The organism is Nonlabens tegetincola, assembly GCF_002117085.1.
GTDB classification, from domain to species: domain Bacteria; phylum Bacteroidota; class Bacteroidia; order Flavobacteriales; family Flavobacteriaceae; genus Nonlabens; species Nonlabens tegetincola.
The window spans coordinates 471,486-495,813 of the sequence record NZ_CP019342.1 but is presented as its reverse complement, the minus strand read 5'-3'; the positions used below and the strand labels follow the sequence as shown (position 1 = coordinate 495,813).

The following is a 24,328-nucleotide window of genomic DNA, read 5'->3' as shown; positions in this document are numbered from 1 at the left end:
AATTGATAAGGGTTTTAAAAGAAGGCGGCGACATACTCTCCCACAAATGCAGTACCATCTGCGCTAATGGGCTTAACTTCTCTGTTCGGAATGGTAAGAGGTGAGCCCCATTGCTATAACCACCTTAAAGGTTTCAGTTAAATTAAAATAATCCAACTGTATATGTTGACATTTTGAAAAGTTCAAAATCAATACAAGTAGATAGAGGTATCTAAGCTTACGGGTAATTAGTATCACTCGGCTATGACATTACTGCCTTTACACCTATGACCTATCAACGTGGTAGTCTCCCACGACCCTTTAAAGAAATCTCATCTTGTGATGGGTTTCGCGCTTATATGCTTTCAGCGCTTATCCCTTCCCGACGTAGCTACCCAGCAATGCCCCTGGCGGAACAACTGGTAGACCAGCGGTCAGTCCAACTCGGTCCTCTCGTACTAAAGTCAGATTCACTCAAATTTCTAGCGCCCACTACAGATAGAGACCGAACTGTCTCACGACGTTCTGAACCCAGCTCGCGTGCCACTTTAATGGGCGAACAGCCCAACCCTTGGGACCTTCTCCAGCCCCAGGATGTGACGAGCCGACATCGAGGTGCCAAACCCCCCGTCGATGTGAGCTCTTGGGGGAGATCAGCCTGTTATCCCCGGCGTACCTTTTATCCTTTGAGCGATGGCCCTTCCATGCGGAACCACCGGATCACTATGCTCTTGTTTCCAACCTGATCGACCTGTATGTCTCTCAGTCAAGCTTCCTTATGCCATTGCACTCTACGCACGGTTACCAAGCGTGCTGAGGAAACCTTTAGAAGCCTCCGTTACTCTTTTGGAGGCGACCACCCCAGTCAAACTACCCACCAAGCAATGTCCCCATTTCTGGGTTAGATTTCAAATAAGCAAAGGGTGGTATTTCAACAATGACTCCACAACGCCTGGCGACGTCACTTCATAGTCTCCCACCTATCCTACACATTACTTATCCAAAATCAATACTAAGCTATAGTAAAGGTGCACGGGGTCTTTTCGTCCCGTAGCGGGTAATCGGCATCTTCACCGATACTACAATTTCACCGAGCTCATGGCTGAGACAGTATCCAAATCGTTACACCATTCGTGCAGGTCGGAACTTACCCGACAAGGAATTTCGCTACCTTAGGACCGTTATAGTTACGGCCGCCGTTTACTGGGGCTTCAATTCAGATCTTCGCCGAAGCTAAACCCTCCTCTTAACCTTCCAGCACCGGGCAGGTGTCAGGCCCTATACTTCATCTTTCGATTTTGCAGAGCCCTGTGTTTTTGATAAACAGTCGCTTGGATCTTTTCACTGCGCCCTATTAAATAGGGGACCTTTCTCCCGAAGTTACAGGTCTATTTTGCCTAGTTCCTTAGCCATGAATCACTCGAGCACCTTAGAATTCTCATCCCAACCACCTGTGTCGGTTTACGGTACGGGCTGCTTCACTTGCTTTTCTTGGAAGTTGCTCCTCTGGATTATCCACGTAGCCGTAGCTTTGTGGTACTATCCCAACCTTAACAGTTGGTTCAACGTACATTTCCGTCAGTACGCACCAAATTCACACCTCCGTCACTTTTATTGTGAGCAGGTACAGGAATATTAACCTGTTATCCATCCACTTCCCCGTTCGGGTACGCGTTAGGACCCGACTAACCCTCAGCTGATTAGCATAGCTGAGGAAACCTTGGTCTTTCGGTGAGGGGTTTCTCGCCCCTTTATCGTTACTTATGCCTACATTTTCGTTTCTAATCGTTCCAGCAAACCTCACAGTTCACCTTCAACACAATTAGAATGCTCTCCTACCACTCTCAATGGAGTCCATAGCTTCGGTAGTATGTTTATGCCCGATTATCATCCATGCCGTACCGCTCGACTAGTGAGCTGTTACGCACTCTTTAAATGAATGGCTGCTTCCAAGCCAACATCCTAGCTGTCTAAGCAGTACAACCTCGTTTTTTCAACTTAACATACATTTGGGGACCTTAGCTGATGGTCTGGGTTCTTTCCCTTTCGGACATGGACCTTAGCACCCATGCCCTCACTGCTGATCATCATTTTATAGCATTCGGAGTTTGTCAGGAATTGGTAGGCGGTGAAGCCCCCGCATCCAATCAGTAGCTCTACCTCTATAAAACTAAATCAACGCTGCACCTAAATGCATTTCGGAGAGTACGAGCTATTTCCGAGTTTGATTGGCCTTTCACCCCTACCCACAGGTCATCCGAAGACTTTTCAACGTCAACCGGTTCGGGCCTCCACTGTGTGTTACCACAGCTTCACCCTGCCCATGGGTAGATCACACGGTTTCGCGTCTACCACTACTAACTATCGCGCCCTATTCAGACTCGCTTTCGCTACGGCTCCGTGTCTGAAACACTTAACCTTGCTAGCAACGGTAACTCGTAGGCTCATTATGCAAAAGGCACGCCGTCACCCGAAGGCTCCGACCGCTTGTAAGCGTATGGTTTCAGGTTCTTTTTCACTCCCTTATTCAGGGTTCTTTTCACCTTTCCCTCACGGTACTGGTTCACTATCGGTCTCTCAGGAGTATTTAGCCTTAGCGGATGGTCCCGCTAGATTCATACAGGGTTTCCCGTGCCCCGCACTACTCAGGATACTACTATCAATAACTAAAATTACCAATACAGGGCTATCACCTTCTTTGGCTCCTCTTTCCAAAGGATTCTTATTCTTTTAGCATCAAATATCGTAGTCCTACAACCCCAATTAGGCCGTAACCTAATTGGTTTGGGCTTTTCCGCGTTCGCTCGCCACTACTGACGGAATCACTATTGTTTTCTCTTCCTCCGGCTACTTAGATGTTTCAGTTCACCGGGTTTGCTCCATTACTGGTGACATGTCTTCAACATGCCGGGTTGCCCCATTCGGAAATCTGCGGATCACATCGTATGTGCCAATCCCCGCAGCTTATCGCAGCTTATCACGTCCTTCATCGCCTCTGAGAGCCTAGGCATCCCCCATACGCCCTTATTTGCTTATGATACCTATTACTATACAACGATATATAGTAATATTATTTTTTCTATCTTGTATTAATCCTAATTAATATTAGAACTAATGCTCGTTTTGATCTTTTCAAAATGTCAATGAACGTTTAATGATTAATCTCTACTAATCATTCGTGGAGAATATCGGAGTCGAACCGATGACCTCCTGCGTGCAAGGCAGGCGCTCTAGCCAGCTGAGCTAATTCCCCATGACGAATCCTAAATACTGAATTCAGAATATCGAATTTAGAATCCTCAACCTCTAGAATTTCCATTAAAATTCTATAAATGAACTTTATCTCTTAGCTATAATTATCTCATCAATAACTACCTAAGACATCGTAGTCTCAGGCAGACTCGAACTGCCGACCTCTACATTATCAGTGTAGCGCTCTAACCAGCTGAGCTATGAGACTGAGTGTCTTGCGACTATTTCTTGATTGACTTGCTTTTTAAAATAAACACACACTAATTGAGTGTTAAAGGTCTTGAAACTATCCCTTGTTTCGTTCCATTATTTCAGGAACTCCAGAAAGGAGGTGTTCCAGCCGCACCTTCCGGTACGGCTACCTTGTTACGACTTAGCCCCAGTTACTAGTTTTACCCTAGGCAGCTCCTTTCGGTCACCGACTTCAGGCACCCCCAGCTTCCATGGCTTGACGGGCGGTGTGTACAAGGCCCGGGAACGTATTCACCGCATCATGGCTGATATGCGATTACTAGCGATTCCAGCTTCACGCAGTCGAGTTGCAGACTGCGATCCGAACTGAGATAGGGTTTGTAGATTCGCTCCTTCTCGCGAAGTGGCTGCTCTCTGTCCCTACCATTGTAGCACGTGTGTAGCCCAGGACGTAAGGGCCGTGATGATTTGACGTCATCCCCACCTTCCTCACGGTTTGCACCGGCAGTCTCTCTAGAGTCCCCACCATTATGTGCTGGCAACTAGAAATAGGGGTTGCGCTCGTTATAGGACTTAACCTGACACCTCACGGCACGAGCTGACGACAACCATGCAGCACCTTGCAATATGTCCGAAGAAAAATCTGTTTCCAAATCTGTCATACTGCATTTAAGCCCTGGTAAGGTTCCTCGCGTATCATCGAATTAAACCACATGCTCCACCGCTTGTGCGGGCCCCCGTCAATTCCTTTGAGTTTCATTCTTGCGAACGTACTCCCCAGGTGGGTTACTTATCACTTTCGCTTGGCCACTCAGATCTCAATCGATCCAAACAGCTAGTAACCATCGTTTACGGCGTGGACTACCAGGGTATCTAATCCTGTTCGCTCCCCACGCTTTCGTCCATCAGCGTCAATATATTGTTAGTGATCTGCCTTCGCAATCGGTATTCTATGTAATATCTAAGCATTTCACCGCTACACTACATATTCTAACCACTTCACAATAATTCAAGATAACCAGTATCAATGGCAGTGCCGGAGTTGAGCCCCTGCATTTCACCACTGACTTAATTACCCGCCTACGGACCCTTTAAACCCAATGATTCCGGATAACGCTTGCACCCTCCGTATTACCGCGGCTGCTGGCACGGAGTTAGCCGGTGCTTATTCTTACGGTACCGTCAAACAATCACACGTGACTGTATTTCTTCCCGTACAAAAGTAGTTTACAACCCATAGGGCCGTCTTCCTACACGCGGCATGGCTGGATCAGAGTTGCCTCCATTGTCCAATATTCCTCACTGCTGCCTCCCGTAGGAGTCTGGTCCGTGTCTCAGTACCAGTGTGGGGGATCTCCCTCTCAGGACCCCTACCTATCGTCGCCATGGTGAGCCGTTACCTCACCATCTAGCTAATAGGACGCATACCCATCTATTACCGTAACCTTTAATTATTAAATGATGCCATCTTATAATTCTATGAGGTATTAATCCAAATTTCTTCGGGCTATCCCTCAGTAATAGGTAGGTTGTATACGCGTTACGCACCCGTGCGCCGGTCGCCATCAGATAGCAAGCTATCTATGCTGCCCCTCGACTTGCATGTGTTAGGCCTGCCGCTAGCGTTCATCCTGAGCCAGGATCAAACTCTTCATCGTAGAATCTTTTAAAGATCATTTATTAGAATAACTCCAAAAACCTCTTTTAAGAACCCTCAATTAGCGTACATGTGTCTATTTTTATTTTCTTACCAATACTTGCCTCTGTATTAATCAATACAAAAACAGTATCGCTGTGCTGTCAATCATTATTTTCAATGAACTACTTCAAAATATCTAGACCGAAAATTTGATGCGAAATCCTCACAATCCGCTACAAATATTTTCAATCTTTTTGAAGAACTATCGCTTTATTTAAACATCGTTGTTTCCCAAAGCGGGTGCAAATATACACACACTTTTTCTTACCAAACAAACTTTTATGACAAAAAATTTGAAAAAAATTATAACACATCCTTAAACACCTTCAAATCATTTACTTAACAAAATGAAAAAAATCAAAACTTTTTCAATCACCACATATGATCCGTTGTCTATTCGTAAATACAAATCTAATCAACGTTTGAAGAGCGATAAATTGAAAAAGATGTCATCATTGCTAAACAGTGCTGTATTTCCCGGTAATCAAGGAGGTCCTTTAGAGCATATAATCGCTGCTAAAGCCGTGGCATTTAAAGAGGCACTCTCTGATGATTTTCTTCATTACATGGTTCAAGTAAAGAAAAATGCACAAACACTTGCGAGTGCCTTAATCGACAAAGGATTCAATATTATTTCTGATGGTACAGATAACCATATGATGTTAATCGATTTAAGAAACAAAGGCATTACGGGTAAAGATGCAGAAGAGCTCCTTGGTAAGATAGATATAACCGTAAATAAAAATATGGTGCCGTTTGACGACCAGTCACCGTTTATAACAAGTGGCATACGCATAGGAACTGCAGCTGTAACAACAAGAGGATTGAAAGAAGATCAAATGAATCTCATATCTCAATATATAAGTGACGCGATCACAAATAAAGACGATGAGAGTAAATTAAAATCTATAAAAGAACAAATCAATTTGATGATGAGCACATATTCTTTATTTCAACTCTAAAGAACATACTAATACAATGCAATAAAAGGCTGTTATTATTTATTTAATAACAGCCTTTTATTTTATTTAAATTATTACTAATTAGAGAAAGTTTACCACAACAAAAAACCCTTATCGAATTGATAAGGGTTTTAAAAGAAGGCGGCGACATACTCTCCCACAAATGCAGTACCATCTGCGCTAATGGGCTTAACTTCTCTGTTCGGAATGGTAAGAGGTGAGCCCCATTGCTATAACCACCTTAAAGGTTTCAGTTAAATTAAAATAATCCAACTGTATATGTTGACATTTTGAAAAGTTCAAAATCAATACAAGTAGATAGAGGTATCTAAGCTTACGGGTAATTAGTATCACTCGGCTATGACATTACTGCCTTTACACCTATGACCTATCAACGTGGTAGTCTCCCACGACCCTTTAAAGAAATCTCATCTTGTGATGGGTTTCGCGCTTATATGCTTTCAGCGCTTATCCCTTCCCGACGTAGCTACCCAGCAATGCCCCTGGCGGAACAACTGGTAGACCAGCGGTCAGTCCAACTCGGTCCTCTCGTACTAAAGTCAGATTCACTCAAATTTCTAGCGCCCACTACAGATAGAGACCGAACTGTCTCACGACGTTCTGAACCCAGCTCGCGTGCCACTTTAATGGGCGAACAGCCCAACCCTTGGGACCTTCTCCAGCCCCAGGATGTGACGAGCCGACATCGAGGTGCCAAACCCCCCCGTCGATGTGAGCTCTTGGGGGAGATCAGCCTGTTATCCCCGGCGTACCTTTTATCCTTTGAGCGATGGCCCTTCCATGCGGAACCACCGGATCACTATGCTCTTGTTTCCAACCTGATCGACCTGTATGTCTCTCAGTCAAGCTTCCTTATGCCATTGCACTCTACGCACGGTTACCAAGCGTGCTGAGGAAACCTTTAGAAGCCTCCGTTACTCTTTTGGAGGCGACCACCCCAGTCAAACTACCCACCAAGCAATGTCCCCATTTCTGGGTTAGATTTCAAATAAGCAAAGGGTGGTATTTCAACAATGACTCCACAACGCCTGGCGACGTCACTTCATAGTCTCCCACCTATCCTACACATTACTTATCCAAAATCAATACTAAGCTATAGTAAAGGTGCACGGGGTCTTTTCGTCCCGTAGCGGGTAATCGGCATCTTCACCGATACTACAATTTCACCGAGCTCATGGCTGAGACAGTATCCAAATCGTTACACCATTCGTGCAGGTCGGAACTTACCCGACAAGGAATTTCGCTACCTTAGGACCGTTATAGTTACGGCCGCCGTTTACTGGGGCTTCAATTCAGATCTTCGCCGAAGCTAAACCCTCCTCTTAACCTTCCAGCACCGGGCAGGTGTCAGGCCCTATACTTCATCTTTCGATTTTGCAGAGCCCTGTGTTTTTGATAAACAGTCGCTTGGATCTTTTCACTGCGCCCTATTAAATAGGGGACCTTTCTCCCGAAGTTACAGGTCTATTTTGCCTAGTTCCTTAGCCATGAATCACTCGAGCACCTTAGAATTCTCATCCCAACCACCTGTGTCGGTTTACGGTACGGGCTGCTTCACTTGCTTTTCTTGGAAGTTGCTCCTCTGGATTATCCACGTAGCCGTAGCTTTGTGGTACTATCCCAACCTTAACAGTTGGTTCAACGTACATTTCCGTCAGTACGCACCAAATTCACACCTCCGTCACTTTTATTGTGAGCAGGTACAGGAATATTAACCTGTTATCCATCCACTTCCCCGTTCGGGTACGCGTTAGGACCCGACTAACCCTCAGCTGATTAGCATAGCTGAGGAAACCTTGGTCTTTCGGTGAGGGGGTTTCTCGCCCCCTTTATCGTTACTTATGCCTACATTTTCGTTTCTAATCGTTCCAGCAAACCTCACAGTTCACCTTCAACACAATTAGAATGCTCTCCTACCACTCTCAATGGAGTCCATAGCTTCGGTAGTATGTTTATGCCCGATTATCATCCATGCCGTACCGCTCGACTAGTGAGCTGTTACGCACTCTTTAAATGAATGGCTGCTTCCAAGCCAACATCCTAGCTGTCTAAGCAGTACAACCTCGTTTTTTCAACTTAACATACATTTGGGGACCTTAGCTGATGGTCTGGGTTCTTTCCCTTTCGGACATGGACCTTAGCACCCATGCCCTCACTGCTGATCATCATTTTATAGCATTCGGAGTTTGTCAGGAATTGGTAGGCGGTGAAGCCCCCGCATCCAATCAGTAGCTCTACCTCTATAAAACTAAATCAACGCTGCACCTAAATGCATTTCGGAGAGTACGAGCTATTTCCGAGTTTGATTGGCCTTTCACCCCTACCCACAGGTCATCCGAAGACTTTTCAACGTCAACCGGTTCGGGCCTCCACTGTGTGTTACCACAGCTTCACCCTGCCCATGGGTAGATCACACGGTTTCGCGTCTACCACTACTAACTATCGCGCCCTATTCAGACTCGCTTTCGCTACGGCTCCGTGTCTGAAACACTTAACCTTGCTAGCAACGGTAACTCGTAGGCTCATTATGCAAAAGGCACGCCGTCACCCGAAGGCTCCGACCGCTTGTAAGCGTATGGTTTCAGGTTCTTTTTCACTCCCTTATTCAGGGTTCTTTTCACCTTTCCCTCACGGTACTGGTTCACTATCGGTCTCTCAGGAGTATTTAGCCTTAGCGGATGGTCCCGCTAGATTCATACAGGGTTTCCCGTGCCCCGCACTACTCAGGATACTACTATCAATAACTAAAATTACCAATACAGGGCTATCACCTTCTTTGGCTCCTCTTTCCAAAGGATTCTTATTCTTTTAGCATCAAATATCGTAGTCCTACAACCCCAATTAGGCCGTAACCTAATTGGTTTGGGCTTTTCCGCGTTCGCTCGCCACTACTGACGGAATCACTATTGTTTTCTCTTCCTCCGGCTACTTAGATGTTTCAGTTCACCGGGTTTGCTCCATTACTGGTGACATGTCTTCAACATGCCGGGTTGCCCCATTCGGAAATCTGCGGATCACATCGTATGTGCCAATCCCCGCAGCTTATCGCAGCTTATCACGTCCTTCATCGCCTCTGAGAGCCTAGGCATCCCCCATACGCCCTTATTTGCTTATGATACCTATTACTATACAACGATATATAGTAATATTATTTTTTCTATCTTGTATTAATCCTAATTAATATTAGAACTAATGCTCGTTTTGATCTTTTCAAAATGTCAATGAACGTTTAATGATTAATCTCTACTAATCATTCGTGGAGAATATCGGAGTCGAACCGATGACCTCCTGCGTGCAAGGCAGGCGCTCTAGCCAGCTGAGCTAATTCCCCATGACGAATCCTAAATACTGAATTCAGAATATCGAATTTAGAATCCTCAACCTCTAGAATTTCCATTAAAATTCTATAAATGAACTTTATCTCTTAGCTATAATTATCTCATCAATAACTACCTAAGACATCGTAGTCTCAGGCAGACTCGAACTGCCGACCTCTACATTATCAGTGTAGCGCTCTAACCAGCTGAGCTATGAGACTGAGTGTCTTGCGACTATTTCTTGATTGACTTGCTTTTTAAAATAAACACACACTAATTGAGTGTTAAAGGTCTTGAAACTATCCCTTGTTTCGTTCCATTATTTCAGGAACTCCAGAAAGGAGGTGTTCCAGCCGCACCTTCCGGTACGGCTACCTTGTTACGACTTAGCCCCAGTTACTAGTTTTACCCTAGGCAGCTCCTTTCGGTCACCGACTTCAGGCACCCCCAGCTTCCATGGCTTGACGGGCGGTGTGTACAAGGCCCGGGAACGTATTCACCGCATCATGGCTGATATGCGATTACTAGCGATTCCAGCTTCACGCAGTCGAGTTGCAGACTGCGATCCGAACTGAGATAGGGTTTGTAGATTCGCTCCTTCTCGCGAAGTGGCTGCTCTCTGTCCCTACCATTGTAGCACGTGTGTAGCCCAGGACGTAAGGGCCGTGATGATTTGACGTCATCCCCACCTTCCTCACGGTTTGCACCGGCAGTCTCTCTAGAGTCCCCACCATTATGTGCTGGCAACTAGAAATAGGGGTTGCGCTCGTTATAGGACTTAACCTGACACCTCACGGCACGAGCTGACGACAACCATGCAGCACCTTGCAATATGTCCGAAGAAAAATCTGTTTCCAAATCTGTCATACTGCATTTAAGCCCTGGTAAGGTTCCTCGCGTATCATCGAATTAAACCACATGCTCCACCGCTTGTGCGGGCCCCCGTCAATTCCTTTGAGTTTCATTCTTGCGAACGTACTCCCCAGGTGGGTTACTTATCACTTTCGCTTGGCCACTCAGATCTCAATCGATCCAAACAGCTAGTAACCATCGTTTACGGCGTGGACTACCAGGGTATCTAATCCTGTTCGCTCCCCACGCTTTCGTCCATCAGCGTCAATATATTGTTAGTGATCTGCCTTCGCAATCGGTATTCTATGTAATATCTAAGCATTTCACCGCTACACTACATATTCTAACCACTTCACAATAATTCAAGATAACCAGTATCAATGGCAGTGCCGGAGTTGAGCCCCTGCATTTCACCACTGACTTAATTACCCGCCTACGGACCCTTTAAACCCAATGATTCCGGATAACGCTTGCACCCTCCGTATTACCGCGGCTGCTGGCACGGAGTTAGCCGGTGCTTATTCTTACGGTACCGTCAAACAATCACACGTGACTGTATTTCTTCCCGTACAAAAGTAGTTTACAACCCATAGGGCCGTCTTCCTACACGCGGCATGGCTGGATCAGAGTTGCCTCCATTGTCCAATATTCCTCACTGCTGCCTCCCGTAGGAGTCTGGTCCGTGTCTCAGTACCAGTGTGGGGGATCTCCCTCTCAGGACCCCTACCTATCGTCGCCATGGTGAGCCGTTACCTCACCATCTAGCTAATAGGACGCATACCCATCTATTACCGTAACCTTTAATTATTAAATGATGCCATCTTATAATTCTATGAGGTATTAATCCAAATTTCTTCGGGCTATCCCTCAGTAATAGGTAGGTTGTATACGCGTTACGCACCCGTGCGCCGGTCGCCATCAGATAGCAAGCTATCTATGCTGCCCCTCGACTTGCATGTGTTAGGCCTGCCGCTAGCGTTCATCCTGAGCCAGGATCAAACTCTTCATCGTAGAATCTTTTAAAGATCATTTATTAGAATAACTCCAAAAACCTCTTTTAAGAACCCTCAATTAGCGTACATGTGTCTATTTTTATTTTCTTACCAATACTTGCCTTTGTATTAATCAATACAAAAACAGTATCGCTGTGCTGTCAATCATTATTTTCAATGAACTACTTCAAAATATCTAGACCGAAAATTTGATGCGAAATCCTCACAATCCGCTACAAATATTTTCAACCTTTTTGAAGAACTATCGCTTTATTTAAACATCATTGTTTCCCAAAGCGGGTGCAAATATACACACACTTTTTCTTACCAAACAAACTTTTATGACAAAAAATTTGAAAAAAATTACAGCCCATCCTTAAACACCTTCAAATCATTTACTTACAAAATGAAAAAAATCAAATCTTTTTTAATAACAATATATAATCCCTTATCTATTCGTAAATAAACATAATACTTGTACTTTTAAGTAACTTAAAACTACATTGAAATCCTTCTCACTAAATACTTATATCTGAAAAACATCATAGTTGCCGATGATGTTAACGCAATTAATAAGGCTACCCATATACCCATTGAAGATAAATAAGTTTGAAACCCCAAGTAATACGCCAAAGGAAATCCTATGCACCAATAACTTATAAAGCAAAATAAACTAGGATACCAAACGTCATGCAATCCACGCAATAATCCTAAAAGGAAAACTTGTATTCCGTCACTAACCTGAAAAATTGCTGCTATTAGCAATAAATGTGAGGCTATCTGGATAACTTCTGTATCGTTTATATAAATCCAAGGCAGGTAATTTCTTCCGATGAAGAATAAACACATGAATAGGATCTCAATTACTAGAACCATGAAAAATAAGCTTTTTACAATTTGCTTCATGTAAGAGAAATTTCTTTTCCCTAGTTGGTTTCCTACTCGAATAGTAGCTGTAACTCCTAATCCTATACCGAACATAAATGTTAATGCAGATAAATTCAATGCAATTTGATTTGCAGCCTGATGTTTTGTTCCCAACATACCAGATAAAAATATTGCTCCTGTAAAAAGAGACACTTCAAACAACATTTGCAATGCAGTGGGGAATCCTAACGATAAGATTTTAGTGATATTGGTCATAGATATAAATATTGGACCCTTGAATTGTTGGTAAAGACTCGGTTTTCGCGAAAGCGAAATATAAATTATTATCACCATGATTATTCTAGATACTAATGTACCCCATGCTGCACCTACTAATCCTAATTTTGGAAAACCAAACTCTCCATAAATTAATAGATAGTTCAACATTACGTTTATCACGTTTGCAATAACTGCAGCGTTCATTGCATGTTTAGTAAGACTCAATCCATCAGAAAATTGCTTGAAGGCTTGAAATAACATTAAAGGCACCATGGATATAGAGACAATATGCATGTAGGGAATCGCGAGTTCAACGACTTCTGCCGGTTGATCCATGTAAAATAATAGAGGTTCTGCCACTATAAGTAATGCAGTGAGTAATATTCCCATAATAAAGGATAGGAACACTCCGTTGTCTAAAATCCTTTTAACCTTGGTCCAGTTTTCCTGACCTTGTGCTGTAGATACTAATGGCGTTATAGCGAAGGAGAACCCAATACCAATACTTAATGCAATATAGATAAGGGTGTTTCCCAAGGATACTGCTGCAAGAGGAGCATCTCCCAATTTACCTACCATAACATTATCAGCCAACGCTACTAATAAATGAGCTACCTGTCCCAAAACTATAGGATAGGCAATTTTGTAATTAGTTAAAAATTCTTGTTTATATGATACTAGGTTCACGCCAGGTTTTTTTGAGATTAAGGCGCCAAAACTAAACAATCAAATGCTCACGATAATATATTGGGGTACTTTAGTCACATCAATAGAATTAAAAAATTCAAGGCTAGAATGTAACTAGAATTTATTCCTCGTTTTCTAATTGGCTGATATAACTCTGAATATTAGCTGCTTTATCCACGTCTAATTTAGGTGGTTGTATCTCACTAAATTGTTGCAGTGTTTGATTCAAAACCTCAGCAACTATTAATCTTGCCATTGGTTTATTATCTGACGGCACTACATACCACGGTGCGTATGTTGTCGAAGTATTTCTTATAGCGTCTTGATAACAATCCATATATTTACCCCAAAGTTTCCTCTCTGCTAGATCTCCGTCTGAAAACTTCCAGTTTTTTTCTGGTATGTGTAATCTCCTTAACAAGCGATTTTTTTGTTCTTGCTTGCTGATATTCAAAAAGAACTTAAATATAAAGGTGCCATTTTGCGTAAGTTCTTTTTCGAAATTGTTGATTTGTTCAAATCGCATACTCCAAAAATCAGAATTAGCATCGCTAGGATCATTAAAATCAGGGAGATTTTCTCCCATCAGGTATTCTGGATGTACTCTAGTCACTAACACATTTTCATAATGCGTTCTATTAAAAATTCCAAAATGACCTTTTGAAGGTAAAGCTATATAGTGACGCCATAAGTATCCATGTGAACGTTCTAAATCAGTAGGTACTTTAAAACTATAATGTTCAACACCTCTCACATTAAAGTCTTTAAAAACTTCTCTTACTAAGCTATCCTTTCCTGCCGTATCCATACCTTGAAAACAGACCAGTACAGCGTGTTTGTCATGGGCATACATTCTAGCCTGGAAATGAGCTAATTCTCTTCTAACCTTAGCTAGTCTTTTTTTTGCTTCTTTTTTTTCTAAAACATCTAAAGGTAAGGTAGGATGAGATGACAGGTTAAAAGTAGAGTCAACTTTAAAATCTGATGGCGTTACGTTGAATTCCATTATTTACTTGCAAATAGTTTGACATCATTTTCACTAATCTCTTCTCCTCCTAATATGATTAGTCGTTCCACTACATTACGTAATTCTCTAATATTTCCCGTCCAATCATATTCTTGCAATAATTTAATTGCATTAGTATGAAACTCTTTTCTTGGACCACCTTGTTCCTGAGCTATTTTTTGTGCAAAGTGCTCTACCAATAAGGGTATATCATCACGTCGATCATTCAGTGATGGAACGTTTATTAAAATCACAGCTAGTCTATGATACAGATCTTCTCTAAATCTTTTTTCTTCAATTTCTTTTTTTAGATCCTTATTTGTAGCTGCAAGAATTCTCACGTTTACCTGTATATCCTTATCACTACCTACTCGTTGAATTCTATTCTCTTGTAATGCTCGTAAAACTTTAGCTTGAGCAGGCAATGACATATCACCTATTTCATCGAGAAAAATGGTTCCGCCATTTGCGGCTTCAAATTTTCCTGCACGATCTTTATTTGCTCCGGTAAAGCTACCTTTAACATGACCAAAGAGCTCACTTTCTATGAGCTCACTAGGAATAGCGGCACAGTTAACTTCAATGAATGGCTTCTTTGAACGATCACTTTTTTCATGCAACCAGTGAGCCACAAGTTCTTTACCTGTACCATTCCCACCAGTTATTAAAACTCGGGCATCTGTAGGAGCTACTTTCTCAATAATATTTTTGATTATTGAAATCAATTCACTCTCACCAATCATCTCATAATTCTTACTTACCTTTTTCTTTAATCGCTTATTTTCTACGACTAGAGTTTTACGATCTAAGGCGTTGCGTACAGTATTCAACAACCTATTTAAATCTGGTGGTTTTGAAATGTAATCAAAAGCTCCTAATCTCATAGTTTGAACCGCAGTATCTAAATCGCCATGTCCAGAAATCATTACTACAGGAGTTTCGGGCTTTATTTTTTGAACGGCTTCCAAAACCTCTACCCCATCCATTTTGGGCATTTTTATGTCACAAAGTACCAGATCATAATCGTTGTCCTTTATAAGATCCATACCTGCAAGACCATCCTCGGCTTCAGTGATTTTGTAATTCTTATCCTCTTCACTTAATATTTTACCCAGCACTCTTCTAATTGCGCTTTCATCTTCTATAATAAGTATTTGTGCCATTAAATTTGAAATTTTATACCTGCTCTAGAATAAAATGTATTGCTGCTATTAATAGTGCGCACATCTTCTCCATCTGCATCTCTTAATCTTATATCGTTAAAGATAGTGTATCCTGCATATACATAAAATGAAATATGCTTTGTTAAGTTATACGTATAACCTGGTCCCATCATTGCAGTTGTCATACTTATATTATCAGCAACTCCATTAATTGTGTTTACGTCATTTTGAATATTAGCATAAAAACCATCTAATCTTGCATATAATTGTACACTATGTTGATCGTTAAATCTATATCTTAAATTCATTTTGGGAGCTCCTATACTATAGCTCCAATCTGTTGCAAACTCTCTGTAATAATTTACGTAAGGTAATGGGAATGGTCGACCAACCGTTGTTGAGTATTGCACACCTAATACAAGTCGCCATGGTTTTCCACCATCCGTTCGTTTTTTCATGTCCTTGATGAAGTAAGCACTTCCTGTAAAAAACAAATCTTCACTTATTGGCTTTGCCTCATCAAAATTTGATGCAGCTAGTAATCCTACCCTTGCACCAAATCGCCAATTGTTTTCCATAGGAAATGTGTATCCTAATGCAACTTCAATACTCTCATACCTATCAGTCTTTAGTTGTCTAAATCGTTCATCATCTCTTATTAGTAAGTGAACGTTCCTATATTCTATGAAAGGAACAAGATAAGATTGCTCTTTTACTTTCAATGGAACATTGACAAAGGTTCTAAATCTCCTAAAGCTATTATCACTATCACTCTGTGGGAAATACGTAAATTCTGTTCTAAATAGATCAGTTGCTTGTGAGTTCGCTTTCGCGAAAGCGAGAACAACAATTATCAGTATTAATATTTTAATCAGTTTTTTCATCATCTTTTTTCCATGTGATATTAGAAGATACTAGGTGTAAATCTCGTTGAGGGAACGGTATTGATATATTGTTTTCTCTAAAAGCTTTGTCAATTTCAAAACGCAGACTACTCTTAATTTTAGGATCAGTAAAAGCATCGCGTACGTAAAAAAACAGTTCAAAATCTAAAGAACTATCTCCAAAATTTTGAAATAGAACCATGGGTTCTGGACTTTTAAGCACTCCTTTTTGATTATTCGCAACCTCGAGTAGTATTTTTTCTACTAGTCGTGTATCACTTCCATAGGCTACTCCTACTCCTACCTTTTCTCTTGTTTTTGCATGATTTTGTGTGTAATTAAAAACAATGTCCGAGAGAAATAAGTGATTAGGTATAATCAATACTTTATCGTCTCTTGTGATGGCTCTCGTACTTCTTAATTTGATTTCAAAAACACGACCTACCTTATCATCTACTTCTATGATGTCATTAACCAGCACCGATTTATCCACAATAATTGTTATACCTGCTATGATATCCTTGAAGAAGTCTTGTAAAGCAAATCCAATCCCGACGAATAACGCGGCACTGGCTGTAAGTAATGCCGTAATATCTGCTCCAGAACTATTCAGTATAACTAGGATAACAATGATGTAAACCAGATAGTTAAAAAATCTGAAAATGCTATCAAATTTTAATTTGTCACTGTGATCCATTTTACGAGTAAGAAATTTTTTCAATACTCTTAAGAGGACCTTGGTTGCAAGTAAAGCAACAATGGCAAGAATCACCATCCATGTGTCTAAATGAAAATCGCCCTTTTCCTTTGCTTCAATTATTTGATAGGTCAAAAAATCTTTAATGGATTGCCAATCTAATTTCATCTCGTTAATACTTTAACCACTTATATAATTGTTTCCAACTCGTCTTTTTGCCATACATTAAAATACCTACACGGTATATTTTGGCAGCTATATAGGTAACTCCTATTATACTTGCATATAGTAAGCTTACACTTATAAGAATTTCCCACCAAGTTATCTCTCCAAAAGGAATCCTCATTAACATAACGATGGGACTGGTTAAAGGTATATAACTAAATGTAACAGCAACAGTACCATGTGGATTATCTATAACTGAGAAAAAACCCACATATATGGATAGCATTAATGGTAAGATGATAGGAAGCATAAATTGCTGTGTATCTGTCTCACTGTCTACAGCTGCTCCTATAGCAGTATATATGCTAGCGTATAAAAAATATCCTCCTATGAAATAGACGAAAAAGAGGAAAATCAATTGTCCTATTGGTAATTTTAAAATGTCATTGACAAATGCTTGAGCTTCACTAGCTGTTTGAACTTGATTAACGAGTTGCTCGTTAGCTGGGTTTTGAAGAGCATCTGGTCCCAAAACGACGGACAAAACAATTGCCAGCGTTCCACCTAAAACCACCCAAATAAGAAATTGAGTAATTCCCGCCAGTGACGTTCCTGTAATCTTACCCAACATAAGATATATAGGCTTAACACTGCTCACTATAATTTCTACAATACGATTTGTTTTCTCCTCAATTACAGATCGCATGAGCATGTTACCATATATTATGATGAACATCATCAGTAAATATCCTGCTGCTCCACCTGCAGCAATTTTAATCCATCCGGCTTCCTTACTGGTCGTATCGCCATCAAATGTTTGTAACTGCAATTGCTTTTTTACAGTTGCTGCTTGTAAAATGCTAGGTTGAATATTGTTTTCTAATAATTTATACTCAGTGGCTTTTTTGTTTATGGTATTCTCTATTCTTTCTATAAAACCTGAAGATGGATTGTCTTTTGAATAAAAGGTCAAATTTTCGACCTCATCGTCAACACCATATATATGTATCAATCCATAATAGCCTGCTTCCTTAGTAGCTGTTATGGCTTGATCAATCTGATTATCAACTCGAACGAATTTGAAGTTGCTATAGTCTTCAAACAAATCTACATAGGACGCACCAGTCTCATCAAGTATTGCTACAGTCCTAGAATCTTCTCTATTCAAATTTGTGAGCCAACCTATAAGCACAGCTACACCTATGAATATCATAGGACTTACAAAGGTCATTATTATAAAGGTTCTATTACGAACCTTTGTCAAGTATTCTCTTTTAATTATTAAACCTAGTTTACTCATTGCTACCTACGTTTTTAATAAATATATCGTTTATGCTAGGTATAATTTCGCTGAAATGAGTTACTTCACCCAATTGGGTTAATCTATTGAAAACCTCATTTATAGAAACTTCTTTTTGTAAATGAATTTTAAAATCAACTGTATTATCTAGTCCTTTGATATCGGTTGATTGTGCTTGCCACTCAACTGGAAGTTCTTTTAACCATGAATCTGTTTCACTTAAAATACTTATTTGATAATCGTTGTTACGATACTCTTGTTTTACACGGTTAATAGGGCCTTCCAAAACCAAATTTGATTTGTTAATTAAAGCAATATGATCACACATTTCTTCCACACTTTCCATTCTATGAGTAGAAAAAATAATAGTAGCACCTTGATCTCTTAGATATAGAATTTCATCCTTTATGAGATTTGCGTTTACTGGGTCAAATCCTGAAAACGGTTCATCAAAGATTAATAGCTTAGGTTGATGTAAAACAGTCACTATAAATTGAACTTTTTGGGCCATACCCTTTGAAAGTTCTTGTAGTTTTTTATTCCACCATCCTTGCATACCTAATCTTTCAAACCAAAACTCCAGTCGTTGCTTAGCTTCTTTTTTAGACAGACCTTTTAATTGAGCTAGGTACAGGCATTGCTCGCCTACTTTCATGCTTTTATACAAACCACGCTCTTCAGGCATGTATCCAATTTGTGCAATATGATTTGGTGCTAGTGGTTCACCATTCAACAACACACCACCTTTATCAGGCATTGTAATTTGATTGATAATTCTAATAAGAGAAGTTTTACCTGCACCGTTTGGACCTAATAATCCATATATAGATCCTTCTGGAACTTTTATGGTCAAATTATTCAATGCAGTATAATCGCCATATTGTTTTGTTATGTTTTCTGCTTGTAATGCGTATCCCATATTCAATAATGAAACACGCAAGTTAACAATATAGGCCGTGGTATAAAGTATTTTAGATATATTTAATAGGAATGATTTATTTAAAGGTAGAATAAGCCATAAAAAAACCCACCTCTTTTGACAAAGAGGTGGGAAAAATTGCTATGAAAAAGAAAAATAACAACTGGTGTTGAAACCAATTGTTATTTCAAATATAGAACTTTTTTCTAATTCATTAAGTTTTTTTAAGAAAACATGTCTTTTACCTTTTCAAAAAATGATTTATCCGACTTCTCAGGAGCTGGTTCAAAGTTTGAATCGGCCATCATATTTTCAAAAAACTCTTTCTGCTCACGAGTTAAGTTACGTGGTGTCCAGACGTTTACATGAACAAGTAGATCACCAGTTCCATAACCATTTAAGCTAGGCATCCCTTTTCCACGTAATCTTAAAATTTTTCCACTTTGAATTCCAGATTCAATCGGTATTCTGACTTTTCCTGTAACCGTTTGAATTTCTTTAGAGGTTCCTAATACAGCTTCTGGAACGCTTATATATAGGTCATAGTGTAAATTATTTCCTTCTCGTTGTAGTGATTCATGAGGTTTAACTTCAATATCAACTAGTAGGTCTCCACTCACACCATTTCCTGGTGCGTCGTTTCCTTTACCACCTACCTTTAATCGCATGTCACTTTCAACACCAGCAGGAATTTGAATAGTCACTAACTCCTCTTCTACTATAAGACCTTGAGAATCTGCACCATTAGGTTTTTTGTCCAAGATTTGACCTGATCCACCACAAGTACCACATGGAGCGCTAGTTTGCATTCTTCCAAGAATCGTGTTTTGAATACGAGTAACTTGTCCACTACCGTTACAAGTTCCACAAGTTTTATAAGAAACTCCTGCCGCTTGTTTTTTACGTTTAACCTTTACCTTTTTATCTACTCCATTTGCAGCTTCTTCAAGGGTAAGGGATACTCTTATTCGCAGGTCTTTACCTTTAACTCTGCGGCGTCCGCCGCCACCGCCGAATCCTCCAAACCCAGAAAAGCCACCACCAGCACCGCCGAATATATCGCCAAACTGACTAAAGATATCATCCATATCCATGCCGCCAAAACCACCAGAGCCACCTCCAAAACCGCCAGCGCCACTCGTATATGCCTGATGACCTAGTTGATCATATCTAGCTTTTTTCTGAGGATCGCTCAAGGTTTCATAAGCCTCGGCTGCTTTTTTAAACATTTCTTCTGCCTCTGCATCACCAGGATTCTTATCTGGATGGTATTTAACCGCCTTTTTACGATATGCTTTCTTAATCTCTGCAGCACTCGCATTGCGATCTATACCTAATACTTCATAAAAATCTGCCATATTACTTTCCTATAACCACTTTTGGGTAACGTATCACTTTGTCACCTAGTTTATATCCTTTTTCTATTACGTCGATGATTTTACCTTTCATATCATCATTAGGAGCTGGAATTTGTGTAACAGCCTCGTGATCGTCTGCATTAAAAGTATCTCCAGCCTCAACCTCAACCTCTTCTAGGTTTTTTGATTTTAATGTATTGCGCAGCTTGTTGCTTATTAGTGTAACACCTGCTGTAAGTTGTTCATCATCAGACTTATTGATTTCTACAAGTGCTCTATCAAAATCATCTAATACCGGTAACATATCCTTTAAAATGCCTTCACCGGCTGTTTTAAATAACTCTACACGTTCTTTGGCTGTGCGACGTTTATAGTTTTCAAATTCTGCAAACAACCTTAAGTAGCGGTCTTTTTCTGCTTGTAATTCCTCTTGAACTTTTTCCAGTTCAGTTTTTTCCTCGCTTTGATCTTGCTCTTGAGCAACATCCTGTTCTTCAGTGTTATGCAACACCTCTTGCTCTACTTCTTCTTGTTGTTGTTTATCTTTTGCCATGTTAAACTGGTCTTTTATTTTCTTGTAAAACTTCAATTTTTTCTAATATGTCGATGTATGAGAATTGATAGTTTGAATTTGTACGCTTTCGCGAAAGCGTAATTATCAACAACAATGCACAAACATCATCGCGCGTGAAGGAGCAAAATTACTGCCATCTAGTGGAACGATGTCAAAATGTCACAGGATTTTTTAATAAACCTTTAACCTGTTTAATTGTAGGTACATGTAATTTTACACCAACTTAAATTCAAATTATGAAAACGTCATTTATAAAATTCGCTAGTCTAGCACTTTTATTAGTAGGTGCAGTAGCTTGTAAAGAAAACAAAAACGAAGTAGATGCTACTGAAGAAAAAGAAGTTGCTGAAGCAACTGTAGAAGCTGTAACATACACTATTGATACAGAAGCATCAAACATTGCATGGGTAGGTTCAAAACCAACCGAAGATCACACAGGAAACATTTCACTTAAAAGTGGAATGGTTAAAGTAAACGGTGAAACTTTAGAAAGTGGTGAGTTTGTAATCGACATGACCTCTATCGAGGTAACAGATCTTGAAGGTGATAAAGCTGCTAGTCTAAAAGCTCACCTAGAAGGAACTGTAGAAGACCAACAGACTGACTTTTTTAATACACCAGAATATCCTACAGCAAAATTTGTTGTAACTGGAATTGAAGGTTCTACTTTATCTGGAAACCTTACTCTTAAAGATGTTACTAAAAATGTATCATTCCCTGTTACTGTAAAATATGAAGGTGATAAAATGATGTTAGACTCTGAAGAGTTTACTATTAACAGAACAGATTGGGGAATTAAATACGGATCTGGGACATTTTTTGACATAGCTGCTAATAAAGCAATTAGTGATGACATTAAATTAACTGTAAATTTAGTAGGAACTAAATAAGCAAAAGTTTTTTGATAATTGATCAAAGGCCTATGAGTTCAAACCTCATAGGTCTTTTTTATTTTTGCTTACAATATGAAACTTACTCAACCTCTTTTTATTCTTTTACTGCTATGCTGTTTAATCAATAAGTGTATTGCCCAAGATCAACCTTTTAAAGTTGATTCTTTAGTTACCATTAATTTGCCTGAAGGAATAGACCTTAGTCACAAATATTCCAATAGACATCAAACAAATGAAGGAGTCGTTTTTAAACAGTATGACACTTATTATATCATTAGGAAAAGGAGTTTAGGCGATAGGATTCATTTTTGTGACCGGGAAGAATTAAAATCGTTTTATAAATCTACTATTGAAGATTTCATCGATAATAATTCACGATCTATACAAGTCGCTTATAATTCTAGATTTAGTCAAAATGGGGTTTACCAAGCAGTATTTGAATATTATCGGAATCATCAATTGGAACCCTTGCGTTATGATACTAGATTATTGGTGATAAAAAACTATTTATATCAAGTAAGCATAATTCAACCTAAAAATAAACATAGTGTGTATTCCAATCAAGATTATTTTGATAGCATACAATTCAATTCAAAATACACTGGAATCAATCAATATGCTGCTTGTCATCATAACCAAGTCAAAACAGATCATTTATTCAAATTCGAAAAATCATTAAATAAAAAACTATTAATGGTTTAATGAATCTATTTTATTTAGGTACTGGTATTGTAATAACGGTTGTACTAGTTATTCTTTTAATAGTAGTGCTCAAGAAAAGAAGCAATAACTAGCCAGTCAAAGATTTTTTCGCTAGGATAAATAGTTTTGAAGAGCACTTTCTAATTCTCTATATTCAAAAGTATATCCTGCTTTTTCAATTTTTTCACTACTTACATTTTGGCTAGACAAAACAATAGCAGACATTTCACCTAGCATCATTTTCATTACAAATTTTGGGACATTTGGTAGAAAAACAGGTTTTCCTATAACCTTCCCTATAGTTTCCATCATATTCCTGTTGCGCACTGGATTAGGCGCAACTCCATTATAAATACCTTCCAACTGTTCCTGAGCTAAATGTATAAAAATACCTGAAAGATCGTCAATAGCAATCCAGCTTTGCCACATTTTCCCGTTTCCAAAACCTGCGCCAGCATAGTACTTTACCGGTTTGCTCATTTGGTCAAGAGCACCACCTTTGTCTGAAAGTACGATACCTATGCGCACTATACTGTGTTTCAATCCAAGCTGGGTAAAAAGAGCTCCTATTTTTTCCCAAGCAATACAAACATCTGCTAAAAAATTGGAAGCCGTAGGTGGAATTTCATTTTCCTTTAATGCTCGACCATCTTGTTGATCCGGATAGATCCCTATCGCGCTTGCTGTAGTAACGTGTTCAACTTGATGCTTGTTGTTTTTAAGCGTATCGATTAATAACTGGGTTGAAAACACCCTACTATCCATAATACGTTTCTTAGCATCATCGGTCCATCTTTGAAAAACAGTTTCGCCTGCTAGATGAATGATGTTAGTTACGCCGTCTAGACATTTTACATCTATACTACCTTCTTTTACATTCCACAGAAAACCTTTGTAGTTAGGCTCATCTTTAATTGCCTCTTGTCTAGTGGTCAAATAATGAACCACATGTCCCTTTTCATGCAAATCATCAACGATTTGTTTACCTACAAGTCCTGTTGCTCCTGTTATAAGTACCTTCATAAAGTAAAAATAGGATGACTTAAAGACATCCTATTACTTATTATCAAGAGATTAACGTTATTACAACCTTACAATAATCTCTTTGTTTTCACTAATCTCAAATTTGGCCTCATTCCATTGTGGTGGACCATAGCTCATGGGATTATTACTCAATCCATATGCCTCAGTAGGCATACCATTATCAGCAAAATCCATTCTTTGATTATTATTCTTGTCGTGCAGTACGGTCACGGCATACTCTCCTTGCGGAATGTTTTCAAAAGTCGCAATCGCTTTACCGTCTTTGATCTCAATACTTGTAGATTGATAAGGTTTTTTATTCCATGTTTCTGCCGTGTTTAAGGCATAAACCATTTTCCCATCATCGGTAGATGCGTTGTTCACAGTTACCGTCAATGTAAAAGTTTTTTCCTCTTGTGCATTTATTGTTAAAGAAACTAATGCTAGTAAAATTGAAGTGATAATCGTTTTCATAATTGTGTGTTTAATATGTTTGACAATGCAAATATGTGATCATGCTTCCGCGAAAGCGTAATTCAACTTAC

The 24,328-nt window shown here is 39.8% G+C and carries 13 protein-coding genes, 4 tRNA genes, 6 rRNA genes and 1 pseudogene; 3 read left to right on the top strand and 21 right to left on the bottom strand.

The genetic code is table 11. The features are described from left to right. Nucleotides 1-19: 19 nt before the first annotated feature. The 5 genes from rrf (BST91_RS02560) to BST91_RS02540 form a co-directional block, all read right to left on the bottom strand. A 5S ribosomal RNA gene (gene rrf, locus BST91_RS02560) occupies nucleotides 20-127 on the bottom strand. An 80-nt stretch (nucleotides 128-207) separates the two neighbouring features. Beyond that, a 23S ribosomal RNA gene (locus BST91_RS02555) occupies nucleotides 208-3,018 on the bottom strand. Between the two features lie 140 nt (nucleotides 3,019-3,158). Then, nucleotides 3,159-3,232: transfer RNA gene (locus tag BST91_RS02550), tRNA-Ala, on the bottom strand. Nucleotides 3,233-3,365: 133 nt separating this feature from the next. After that, nucleotides 3,366-3,439: transfer RNA gene (locus BST91_RS02545), tRNA-Ile, on the bottom strand. A 116-nt stretch (nucleotides 3,440-3,555) separates the two neighbouring features. Further along, nucleotides 3,556-5,081, bottom strand: a 16S ribosomal RNA gene (locus BST91_RS02540). A gap of 460 nt (nucleotides 5,082-5,541) precedes the next feature. Here BST91_RS02540 and glyA point away from each other — a divergent pair. Further along, a pseudogene (gene glyA, locus BST91_RS02535) lies at nucleotides 5,542-6,084 on the top strand (serine hydroxymethyltransferase); the annotation flags it as partial. A 136-nt stretch (nucleotides 6,085-6,220) separates the two neighbouring features. On the opposite strand, the gene rrf (BST91_RS02530) reads toward glyA, so the two are convergent. The 14 genes from rrf (BST91_RS02530) to BST91_RS02465 form a co-directional block, all read right to left on the bottom strand. Beyond that, a 5S ribosomal RNA gene (gene rrf, locus BST91_RS02530) occupies nucleotides 6,221-6,328 on the bottom strand. Between the two features lie 80 nt (nucleotides 6,329-6,408). Next, nucleotides 6,409-9,222: ribosomal RNA gene (locus tag BST91_RS02525) — 23S ribosomal RNA — on the bottom strand. 140 nt (nucleotides 9,223-9,362) lie between these two features. Continuing rightward, a tRNA-Ala gene (locus tag BST91_RS02520) sits at nucleotides 9,363-9,436 on the bottom strand. 133 nt (nucleotides 9,437-9,569) lie between these two features. Continuing rightward, a tRNA-Ile gene (locus tag BST91_RS02515) sits at nucleotides 9,570-9,643 on the bottom strand. 116 nt (nucleotides 9,644-9,759) lie between these two features. Continuing rightward, nucleotides 9,760-11,285, bottom strand: a 16S ribosomal RNA gene (locus BST91_RS02510). The 16S, 23S and 5S rRNA genes sit together here with 4 tRNA genes alongside, the layout of an rRNA operon. Nucleotides 11,286-11,764: 479 nt before the next feature. Continuing rightward, nucleotides 11,765-13,099: an MATE family efflux transporter gene (locus BST91_RS02505; protein ID WP_085775663.1), complete on the bottom strand. Its 1,335-nt coding sequence runs from the start codon at nucleotides 13,097-13,099 to the stop codon at nucleotides 11,765-11,767. A gap of 121 nt (nucleotides 13,100-13,220) precedes the next feature. Continuing rightward, a complete protein-coding gene (locus tag BST91_RS02500; RefSeq protein ID WP_085774342.1) occupies nucleotides 13,221-14,105 on the bottom strand; it encodes a PPK2 family polyphosphate kinase in 885 nt (294 codons plus the stop codon). After that, nucleotides 14,105-15,268, bottom strand: a complete 1,164-nt coding sequence (locus BST91_RS02495; RefSeq protein ID WP_042279068.1) for a sigma-54-dependent transcriptional regulator — start codon at nucleotides 15,266-15,268, stop codon at nucleotides 14,105-14,107. The genes BST91_RS02500 and BST91_RS02495 overlap by 1 nt, the downstream gene beginning before the upstream one ends. Next, nucleotides 15,268-16,155: a DUF6268 family outer membrane beta-barrel protein gene (locus tag BST91_RS02490; protein WP_244895670.1), complete on the bottom strand. Its 888-nt coding sequence runs from the start codon at nucleotides 16,153-16,155 to the stop codon at nucleotides 15,268-15,270. The genes BST91_RS02495 and BST91_RS02490 overlap by 1 nt, the downstream gene beginning before the upstream one ends. After that, entirely contained in the window at nucleotides 16,136-17,017 is an 882-nt protein-coding gene (locus BST91_RS02485; protein ID WP_042279066.1) for a mechanosensitive ion channel family protein, read from the bottom strand. The genes BST91_RS02490 and BST91_RS02485 overlap by 20 nt, the downstream gene beginning before the upstream one ends. Before the next feature lie 4 nt (nucleotides 17,018-17,021). Continuing rightward, nucleotides 17,022-18,314: an ABC transporter permease gene (locus tag BST91_RS02480; protein WP_085774341.1), complete on the bottom strand. Its 1,293-nt coding sequence runs from the start codon at nucleotides 18,312-18,314 to the stop codon at nucleotides 17,022-17,024. Then, on the bottom strand, nucleotides 18,307-19,233 hold the full coding sequence (locus BST91_RS02475) for an ABC transporter ATP-binding protein (RefSeq protein WP_085774340.1): 927 nt from the start codon (nucleotides 19,231-19,233) through the stop codon (nucleotides 18,307-18,309). Before BST91_RS02475 ends, BST91_RS02480 begins: the two co-directional genes overlap by 8 nt. 224 nt (nucleotides 19,234-19,457) lie before the next feature. Further along, complete coding sequence (gene dnaJ / locus BST91_RS02470) at nucleotides 19,458-20,591, bottom strand: molecular chaperone DnaJ (protein ID WP_085774339.1); 1,134 nt, start codon at nucleotides 20,589-20,591, stop codon at nucleotides 19,458-19,460. Nucleotide 20,592: 1 nt separating this feature from the next. Further along, on the bottom strand, nucleotides 20,593-21,144 hold the full coding sequence (locus tag BST91_RS02465) for a nucleotide exchange factor GrpE (protein ID WP_042279063.1): 552 nt from the start codon (nucleotides 21,142-21,144) through the stop codon (nucleotides 20,593-20,595). A gap of 257 nt (nucleotides 21,145-21,401) precedes the next feature. Here BST91_RS02465 and BST91_RS02460 point away from each other — a divergent pair, with 257 nt between their 5' ends. Both BST91_RS02460 and BST91_RS02455 read left to right on the top strand, forming a co-directional pair. Beyond that, a complete protein-coding gene (locus tag BST91_RS02460) occupies nucleotides 21,402-22,055 on the top strand; it encodes a YceI family protein (RefSeq protein ID WP_042279062.1) in 654 nt (217 codons plus the stop codon). Nucleotides 22,056-22,130: 75 nt separating this feature from the next. Next, nucleotides 22,131-22,760, top strand: coding sequence for a hypothetical protein (locus BST91_RS02455; protein WP_085774338.1), 630 nt, complete (start codon nucleotides 22,131-22,133; stop codon nucleotides 22,758-22,760). Between the two features lie 111 nt (nucleotides 22,761-22,871). On the opposite strand, the gene BST91_RS02450 is transcribed toward BST91_RS02455, so the two are convergent. Next, a complete protein-coding gene (locus tag BST91_RS02450; protein WP_085774337.1) occupies nucleotides 22,872-23,783 on the bottom strand; it encodes a TIGR01777 family oxidoreductase in 912 nt (303 codons plus the stop codon). A 60-nt stretch (nucleotides 23,784-23,843) separates the two neighbouring features. Continuing rightward, on the bottom strand, nucleotides 23,844-24,257 hold the full coding sequence (locus tag BST91_RS02445) for a DUF2141 domain-containing protein (RefSeq protein WP_085774336.1): 414 nt from the start codon (nucleotides 24,255-24,257) through the stop codon (nucleotides 23,844-23,846). Between the last annotated feature and the right edge of the window lie 71 nt (nucleotides 24,258-24,328).